We start from the raw sequence: 8,721 nt of genomic DNA on the forward strand, positions 1-8,721 counted from the left end.
GGATCAGGGGCTGGGCTGGGTCGGCGGGAAGAAGGGGAAGGTCCCCTGATCGTCTTCCACGGGCAGCGGCTCATAATCCTCAGCCGGATCCAGCGGCGGCAGGGTGTCCGCGAAGACGGAGGTGTCGTCGGCCTCAACCGCCGCCGCGATCTCGATCTCGCCGCCGCCGGGGTCCGCGCCCGGATCGGGCGTCGGGGTGAGCAGGTCGCCCAGGGCCGCTGAAACATCGTCCGGCAGGAAGAAGGGACCGAACACGCCGTCGCTGCTGACCAGCAAAGCCTGACCCGGTCGCTCCAGCGACACCGTCACCCCGTTCCGTTCGATGTCGACCGCGCCGGGGGTGTCGAAGGTTCTGGCGTCGCCCGCCGGCCCCCGCAGGACCACAAGCAGCATGGTCTCCTCATCCCCCGTGAACGGCGGGACGTCAGGCTGGGCGCGGAGGGCGGCGAGGATATCCGGGCCGACCACCCCTTCGACGATGGTGCCGCGCACGCCGATCGAACCAACGGGCGTGCTGATCGCCTCGCGCGACGTCGAGCGGGCGGTGCGACCCGAGACGAAGCGGAAGGCGCCCCGAGCCACCGACACGGCCGAGCCGCCGCCCTCGCTGACCACAAACCGGTCGACCGTCATCCGGGCATTGGCCCCGACAGTGAAGGTCGAACGGTCCCGCAACAGCACCTGGACCTGGCTCCGGGGGCCGGTCACGAACTGGTCGCCGAGGCGGACAGCGCCGCGAAGCTGGGCCGGGCGCAGGGGACCGGTGGTCGAGCTGCGGGTCTGGACCGAGTTGCGGATCGCCGCATTGACCCCGACGGAGTCCTGGGCCTGAACCGGAGCGGCCACCGCCAGCCAGCCGCACAGGACGAGCGCCGACGTCAGGGTCTCGAATGTCCTCATGACCGGGCTCCTGCCATCAATCGCGCGCCCCGAACCGCCAGATCAGACGCAGCTCTGCGCCCCAGCCGTCAAAATCAGCCAGCGGCGGCGAAGACTCGCGGCGGCTGTAGTTCAGGGCCCCTTCGAGGGTCACATTCTCGCGCACATCCCCCGTCGCGCCTCGCGTCGTAAAGGCGCTGAGCGGCGCGCCAAGGGCGAGACGGGCATGCGTCCGGACATCGTCGCGGGTCGCCCCGCCGAGGAAGACCGCATCCGGCTCGTCGTATTCGATCCAGCGCGCGGAGCCGCTGGCGAACAGGTACACGCCCTTGTCGAACCGTTGATCGAGGCTGAGGCCCAGCCGCGGGCCCGAATAGCCAAACGGTCCATAGCCGGCGGACTTGACCTCATAGTCGAGGTTGGCGTCGAACGTGGTTCTCGATGTGAACCGGTGGCTGACGCCGATGCCCGCGGAATAGCGGCTGCCGTCGCGGTCGCCGCCGAGAATACCGGCCAGGGCCTCGATACCGGGTTCGTCATAGTCCTGGCTGACCGCTTCGGCGCGCAGCTTCAGGGTCGTGGCATTGGTCATCCGCCAGCGCGTATCGCCACGCACGCCCGCCTCGGTCAGCTGGGGCTCGCCCATCAAGCGGACATGGCGCAGCACAGCGCCCATCCGGGACTTGCTCAACCGGGTGGAGCGGGCCAGTCCGAGCTCGAGACCCCCGCGCTGGAAGTCGATCGCCGCCCCGGACAGGGCAGAGTGATCATAGAGCAGGCCGGTCCCATAGACCTCCCAGACCTAGCTCGGCCCGATGTCGGCGCGGCCCTCAAGAATGAGCGAGACCTCGCTGGACACGCCTTCTTCCGCAGGCGGGGCGCCGATCAGATCAAAGGCGGTGAACCAGGCCCCTGCGGCATCGTCCTCATAGCTGACGCCGGCGCTGAGGCTGCCGGAGAAGGACCGGGTGGCCAGACCCTGATCGATTCGCCGCGCGTAGCTGTCGGCCTCAGCGCGCTGGAGCGCCGTCAGCTGAACCGCCTCCAGCCGGCGCAACTGATCCCGGGCACCCTGCAGGTCGCCCAGCCGGTAGAGCACCACGGCGTGGAACAGCCGCACCGAGTGCCGGTTCGGCTCGAGGATGAGGATGCGCTCCAGCGTCGAGGCCGCGAGCGCCAGATTGCCGAGGCCTGCCTGTTCCCGCGCATAGGCAAGGTTCAGGGTCTCGTCGTCGGGCGCGGCGAGGATGGCTTCGAAATCCTGGGCGACGGCCGTAGTGACAGGAGCGCCGAGGGCGACGGCGAGCGTCAGCGCCAGGGACGCCGCGCGGACTGTCGGCCGACCGTTACTGGACCTTGCAGCCATCGAACAGCGTTCCCCAACCCTGACCGGACGGTAGGTCGGGGTCAGGCGACGGTCAAGCTGGCCGCCCGACTGGACTTCCGCCGCGCGACAATGTTCATCTGCACCCATCAAGGACGCGGCCGCCCGGCGGCGCGAGACGTCCGGCGATGTCCCAGGGATGACACACCATGAAGCGCGCTTTTCTGACCACGGTCGCCCTGCTGGCGCTCGCCTGTCCCGCGGCCGCCCAGACGCCCGAGCCGGTCTCGCCGATCGCCGCCCCGCCCGTCCCCGGGCCGGTCGAGCCCCAGGCCGCGGCGGGGCCGGTCGCCGAGCCAGCCGCGGTCGCCGCGACCGAAACCCCGAAATGGGATGTGCAGAACCCGCCCGGACCCTCGCGCGACATCCCCATCGACGTGACCCGCGGCACCTGGATGTCGCTGGACGTCAGCCCCGACGGCCAGACCATCGTCTTCGATCTGCTGGGCGACATCTATGTGATGCCGGTCTCCGGCGGCGAGGCGCGCGCCATCGCCTCGGGCGTGGCCTGGGACATGCAGCCGAAATGGTCGCCCGACGGCCGCCATATCGCCTTCACCTCGGACCGGGCGGGCGGCGACAACATCTGGATCATGGAGGCTGACGGCTCCAATCCGACCCAGGTGTCGAAGGAAAGCTTCCGGCTGGTGAACCAGCCGGAGTGGTCGCCGGACGGCCAGTTCATCGTCGGGCGCAAGCATTTCACTTCGGCCCGCTCGCTGGGCGCGGGCGAGATGTGGATGTGGCACCGCTCGGGCGGAAACGGCGTGCAGATGACCGAGCGCCGGACGCAGCAGAAGGATACGGGCGAGCCCGCCTTCTCGCCGGACGGGCGGTATCTGTATTTCAGCGACGACGCGACGCCGGGCGCGACGTTTGAATATTCCAAGGACGTCAACACCCAGATCTACATCATCCGGCGTCTGGATCGCGAAACGGGCGATATCGAGCCCTATATCACCGGCCCCGGCGGCTCGATCCGGCCTACGCCGTCACCCGACGGCAAGTCGATCGCCTTCATCCGGCGCGTGCGCTACCAGTCGGTCCTCTATGTCATGGACATCGAGTCCGGGCGTGAGACGCCGATCTTCTCCGGCCTCGACCGGGACCTGCAGGAAACCTGGGCGGTCCACGGCGTCTATCCGGCGATCAGCTGGACCCCGGACAACCGCTCGATCGTCTTCTGGGCCGACGGCCGTATCCAGCGCGTCGATGTGGCGTCGCAGGCCGTGGCGGACATCCCCTTCCACGTCGCAGACACCCGCCGGGTGCAGGACACCGTCCGCTTCCCGGTCGAGGTCGCGCCTGACGCGTTCGACGTCCGCATGATCCGCTGGGCCCGGCCTTCGCCGGACGGCACGAAGGTCGTGTTTGAGGCGCTAGGCAATCTGTGGATCCGCGACCTGCCGACCGGCACGGCGCGGCGGCTGACGCGCCAGGGCGACCATTTCGAGCTCTATCCGAACTGGTCCCGCGACGGCCGGTCGATCGTCTACACCACCTGGGACGACCAGGAGTTCGGCTCGGTCCGGGTGGTCCCGGCCTCGGGCGGCGTGGGCCGCGTGGTCACCTCGCGCCCCGGCCACTATGTCGAGCCGGTCTTCTCGCCGGACGGCCGCACCGTGGTCTATCGCGCCACCGGCGGCGGCTCGCTGATGCCGGCCCTGTGGACCCGCGACCCGGGCGTCTATCGCATCCCGACCGGCGGCGGAGAGGCCGTTCTGGTCACCGACGAAGGCTCCAGCCCGCAGTTCGGCGCCGACGAAGACCGCCTGTTCCTGTCGAGCCGTGACGGCGACAAGCGCACCCTGATCTCGGTCGATCTGGACGGCGATGACGAGCGCACCCACCTGACCTCGGAATGGGCCAGCGAGTTCGCCGTCTCGCCCGACGGAAACTGGATCGGCTGGACCGAACGGTTCAACGCCTATGTCGCCCCCTTCGTGCAGGCAGGCCGGCCCATCACCATCAGCGCCGACGGCAAATCCCTGCCCCAGGCCCGGGTCACCCGCGACGCCGGCGAATGGCTGAGCTGGTCGGGTGATTCCCGCCGCCTGCAGTGGTCAACAGGGCCGGAGCTGTTCACCCGCGACCTCAATCAGGCCTTCACCTTCGTCGAGGGCGCGCCCGAGGAACTGCCCAAGCCGGATGAAGCTGGCATCAACCTCGGCTTCAGCGTCCAGGCCGATGTGCCCGAGGGCCGCATGGCCCTGACCGGCGCCCGGCTGATCACCATGAACGGCGCCGAGGTGATCGAGAACGGGGTCGTCATCGTCAACGGCAACCGCATCGAGGCCATCGGCCCCGCATCGACCACCCCTGTCCCGGCCGGCGTCCCGGTCATGGACATGGCCGGCAAGACCATCATGCCGGGCCTGGTCGATGCCCACTGGCACGGCTCCATGGCCTCGAACGAGATCATCCCCGAACAGAGCTGGGTCAACTACGCCTCGCTGGCCTTCGGCGTGACCACGATCCACAACCCTTCGGCCGACACCAGTGAGACGTTCGCCCACGGTGAGCTGGCCCGGACCGGCCGGGTGGTCGGGCCACGCATCTTCTCGACCGGCACCATCCTGTACGGCGCCAACACCGCCTTCACGGCCCAGGTCGACGACCTGGACGACGCGATGTCGACCCTGCGGCGGATGCAGGCGGCGGGCGCCTGGAGCGTCAAGAGCTACAACCAGCCCCGCCGTGATCAGCGCCAGCAGATCATCGAGGCGGCGCGCCAGCTGAACATGATGGTCGTCCCCGAGGGCGGCTCGCTGTTCCAGCACAATATGTCGATGATCGTCGACGGCCACACCACGATCGAACATTCGATCCCGCTGGCCAACCTCTATGACGACGTCCACCAGCTCTGGCGCCAGACCGGCGTGGCCTACAACCCGACCCTGGTTGTGGCCTATGGCGGCAGCTATGGCGAAAACTACTGGTACCAGGAGAGCGAGGTCTGGAACCACCCGATCCTGACCCGGTACGTCCCGCGCCGCATCCTCGACGCCCGTGCCCGCCGTCCGGAAACCCTGCCTGACAACGAGTGGAACCACATCTCTGTCGCCCGGGAGGCCAATCGCCTGGCCGAACAGGGCGTCAGCGTCCTGATCGGCGCCCACGGCCAACGCGAGGGTCTGGCGGCGCACTGGGAGCTGTGGAGCCTGGCCCAGGGTGGAATGGCGCCGATCGACGTGATCCGCGCCGGCACCCTGAACGGCGCCCGGGCGCTGGGGCTGGATCGCGACATCGGCTCGCTGGAAGTCGGCAAGCTGGCCGACATGGTGGTGATGGATCAGAACCCGCTCGAGAACATCCGCAACACCACCTCGGTGGCCTACACGGTCCTAAACGGCCGGGTGTACGACTCCGGCATGAATGAGGTCGCGCCGCGCCAGCGGCCGCGTGCGCCGTTCTGGTTCGCCAGCGCCGGCGGCGAGGCCCTGCCCTCGGACACGGCGGCGGACACGGAGTCCGACGGCGATCACGGTCACGGTCACTGAGGCCACGGACGAAGGGAAAGGCGGGACCGGGTTCGGGCCCGCCTTTGTCGCTCAGGCCTCGACCGCCGACGGCCTCGGCCGCTTCATCCAGGGCGGCTCGGGCATGGACCGGCGTGCGGCGGCCTGGGCCTGGGTCCAGCGCAGGTGCAGGTCGGCGAAATAGGAATCGTCCTGTTCGATCCGCCGCTGGTCGCCGCTGAAATAGTCCCGGCGCAGGGTCAGGACATCGAACGGCGCGCCCACGCCGACATTCGACCGCATGGTGGTCGAGAACGAGATCAGCCCCAGCTTCACGGCCTCGGCGAGCGGGGTGTCGAACGCCAGCCCGCTCTCGAGGATCGGCTTGCCGTATTTCAGCTCGCCGATCTGGAGGTAGGGGGTGTCCTGCCCGCATTCGATGAAATTGCCCTGGCTGTAGATCAGGAACAGCCCCATCTGGCCGCCGTTGATCTGACCGCCCAGCAGCATCGAGGCCGAGGTGTTGAGGCTGTCGGCCTCCAGCGCCGGCGCGATCGACAGCCGGACGCTGCGCAGGGCGTGGCCCAGGATCTGGGCGCAGCGGAACAGGGTCGGCGCTGTCTCCAGCGTCTCGGCCGGCTCGCCGACATTCAGGTGAACGCCCTCGCGCGCCATGGCCAGGGCCGTCTGGGTGACGGAGAGGTTGCCGGCCGTGCAGATGCCCAGCACCCGCTCGCCGGGCCGATCGACGACATGCAGCTTGCGATAGGTCGAGATGCTGTCGACGCCCGCATTGGTGCGCGTGTCGGCGATCATCGCCAACCCGTCCTCAACCAGCATGCCCACGCAATAGGTCATGCGGCGCGCAATCCCCGCTGCCCGTCCGTCATGGTCTTCACGGTAACAGATTCCCCCGTCCGGTAACCCACAGCCTACGCCTGTTGCTGTCCCTGTTGCATGTCGGCATCACGCACGTTCAGCCGCACCGCCAGCCGCTCGCCCCCGCCGCCGTAGCTGGCCCCGCGCACCGGGGCCGCGCCGCGATAGTCCAGCCCGGCCGCGACCCGCACATAGCGGTCGGTCGAACAGATGCCGTTGGCCGGATCGAAGCCGACCCAGCCGAGGTCCGGTATCCAGGCCTCCGCCCAGGCATGCGCCGCCTCCTGATCGTCCTTGCCGTCCCGGCGCAGCAGATGGCCCGAGACATAGCGGGCCGGCGTGCCCATCTGACGGGCGCAGGCGATGAAGACATGAGCGTGGTCCTGACAGACGCCTCGACCGAGGGCCAACACCTCTGCCGCCGTGTGGGTCGGCGTCGTCACCCCGACCTCAAAGGCCACCGAGCCGTGGATCCCCGCCATCAACCGGTGCAGCCGCTCCAGCGGCGGATGGGCTGAAAACTCCGAGGCGAAGACCGAGATCAACTTGTCCCGCCGCGTCAGGGCGGTATCGCGCAGGAAGACCAGAGGCGACAGCGTCTCCTGCCCCGCCGGAACCACACCCGCGGTGTCTGCGGTGATCACCTCGCCCGAGACCCGGACCGTCAGGCTCTGGGTCGGCTGTTCAGTGTAGAGGGTGTGGACGATGTTGCCGAAGGCGTCCTCGGACTTGCGCAGGCGCGCGTCGACATCGGTTTCGACCCGCCAGTTGCGGACCTGCTGCGCCTCGGACGAGCGGGGCGTCAGCCTCAGGGTCTGGATGATGAAACGCGCCGCCCGGTCGTAGGCATAGGTGGTGGCGTGGTCGATGCTGATGCGCACAGGTCAGCTCAGATACTGGTCATGGATGGCCTGCCCCAGGCGGCCGTTCTCGCCGAGGAAGGCCTGGATGTATTCGTGCAGGCCGGACTGGAAGATGTCCTCCATGCGCGAATTGTCGAAGGCGCGCATCCGGTCCGCCGCCAGCCGCTGGGCCGGGCCGCGTCGGCCGTAGTCGCCGGCCAGTCGCTCCAGATACCGCACGATCGAGGCCTGGCAGCTGGCCAGGGACCGCGGCATCTGGCGGTTCAGCACCAGCAGGTCGGCCACCAGCCAGGGCTTGACCGAGTCACGGTAGACCCAGCGATAGGCCGTCAAAGCCGAGACCTCGCGCAGCAGGGTGGTCCACTGGAAATAGTCCAGCTGACCGCCGACGCGTTCGCCCTCGGGCAGCAGCAGGTGGTATTTCACGTCCAGCAGCCGCGCCGTGTTGTCAGCCCGCTCGATGGCCGCGCCAAGCCGCAGGAAATAATAGCCGTCGTTGCGCAGCATGGTCCGCGAGGTCGCGCCCTCGACCGACAGGGTGACCGTCTTCACCCATTCGAGGAAGCGCGCGAACTCGTCGCGCCGCGTCGGCTGGCCCTGCTCCTCCAGCCCGTTCCAGGCGCCGTTGATGGCCTCCCACAGCTCGATGGTCAGGGCCGTGCGGACGGAGCGCGCATTGGTGCGGGCGCGGGTGATGCAGGCGGTGATGGACGAGGCGTTGTTCGGCGCGAAGGCGAGATATTCGCGCACCGACTTCTCGGTCGGCGACCGGCCCAGCGCCTTCGGAGCCCCCGCCGAGGCCAGGGCGCTGGCCCAGACCGTCTCCGCGTCGCCGTCGCCGCGCGTCGGAATGGCGGCGAGGCGCAGCGTGGCCTCGAGGATGCGGGCGAGGAAGTCCGCCCGCTCGATATAGCGGCCGGTCCAGTACAGGCTGTCTGCGGTACGACTAAGCATCAGACATCCAGCACCCAGGTGTCCTTGGTTCCGCCGCCCTGGCTGGAGTTGACCACCAGCGAGCCGGGCTTCAGCGCCACCCGCGTCAGCCCACCGGGGGCGACCTTCACCCCGTCCGGGCTCGACAGCACGAACGGCCGGAGGTCGACGTGGCGGCCGTGCAGTTCGCCCTTGTCCAGCGTCGGCGCGGTCGACAGGTCCAGCGTCGGCTGGGCGATAAAGTCATCAGGGTCGTTGATCAGCTTCTTCCGGAAGGCCTCGATCTCGGCCTTGGTCGACGCCGGCCCCACCAGCATGCCGTAGC

The 8,721-nt window shown here is 68.9% G+C and carries 8 protein-coding genes; 1 reads left to right on the top strand and 7 read right to left on the bottom strand.

The features are described from left to right. Nucleotides 1-3 precede the first annotated feature (3 nt). The 3 genes from B3E43_RS14670 to B3E43_RS14680 form a co-directional block, all read right to left on the bottom strand. The gene (locus tag B3E43_RS14670) at nucleotides 4-900 is read right to left on the bottom strand and encodes a FecR family protein (protein WP_292030800.1); all 897 of its coding nucleotides are present in this window, start codon (nucleotides 898-900) and stop codon (nucleotides 4-6) included. 16 nt (nucleotides 901-916) lie between these two features. Then, nucleotides 917-1,555 (bottom strand): hypothetical protein, encoded by a 639-nt coding sequence (locus tag B3E43_RS14675; protein ID WP_292030801.1) that lies wholly within the window; start codon nucleotides 1,553-1,555, stop codon nucleotides 917-919. 126 nt (nucleotides 1,556-1,681) lie between these two features. Next, entirely contained in the window at nucleotides 1,682-2,245 is a 564-nt protein-coding gene (locus B3E43_RS14680; protein WP_292030802.1) for a hypothetical protein, read from the bottom strand. A 167-nt stretch (nucleotides 2,246-2,412) separates the two neighbouring features. Between B3E43_RS14680 and B3E43_RS14685 the strand changes: the two genes are divergently transcribed. Then, entirely contained in the window at nucleotides 2,413-5,763 is a 3,351-nt protein-coding gene (locus tag B3E43_RS14685; protein WP_292030803.1) for an amidohydrolase family protein, read from the top strand. 51 nt (nucleotides 5,764-5,814) lie between these two features. Here the strand turns inward: B3E43_RS14685 and B3E43_RS14690 are convergent, their stop codons facing one another. From B3E43_RS14690 to B3E43_RS14705, 4 genes are all read right to left on the bottom strand, one after another. Then, nucleotides 5,815-6,579 (bottom strand): peptidase, encoded by a 765-nt coding sequence (locus tag B3E43_RS14690; RefSeq protein ID WP_292030804.1) that lies wholly within the window; start codon nucleotides 6,577-6,579, stop codon nucleotides 5,815-5,817. Nucleotides 6,580-6,653: 74 nt separating this feature from the next. After that, nucleotides 6,654-7,481, bottom strand: coding sequence for a transglutaminase family protein (locus B3E43_RS14695; RefSeq protein WP_292030805.1), 828 nt, complete (start codon nucleotides 7,479-7,481; stop codon nucleotides 6,654-6,656). A 3-nt stretch (nucleotides 7,482-7,484) separates the two neighbouring features. Beyond that, nucleotides 7,485-8,417 (bottom strand): alpha-E domain-containing protein, encoded by a 933-nt coding sequence (locus tag B3E43_RS14700; protein ID WP_292030807.1) that lies wholly within the window; start codon nucleotides 8,415-8,417, stop codon nucleotides 7,485-7,487. After that, nucleotides 8,417-8,721 (bottom strand): circularly permuted type 2 ATP-grasp protein (locus tag B3E43_RS14705; RefSeq protein ID WP_292030810.1); only part of this gene is annotated, 305 nt, incomplete at its 5' end. The genes B3E43_RS14700 and B3E43_RS14705, both read right to left, overlap by 1 nt.

Source organism: Brevundimonas sp. UBA2416, assembly GCF_002343105.1.
In the GTDB taxonomy this organism is placed as follows: domain Bacteria; phylum Pseudomonadota; class Alphaproteobacteria; order Caulobacterales; family Caulobacteraceae; genus Brevundimonas.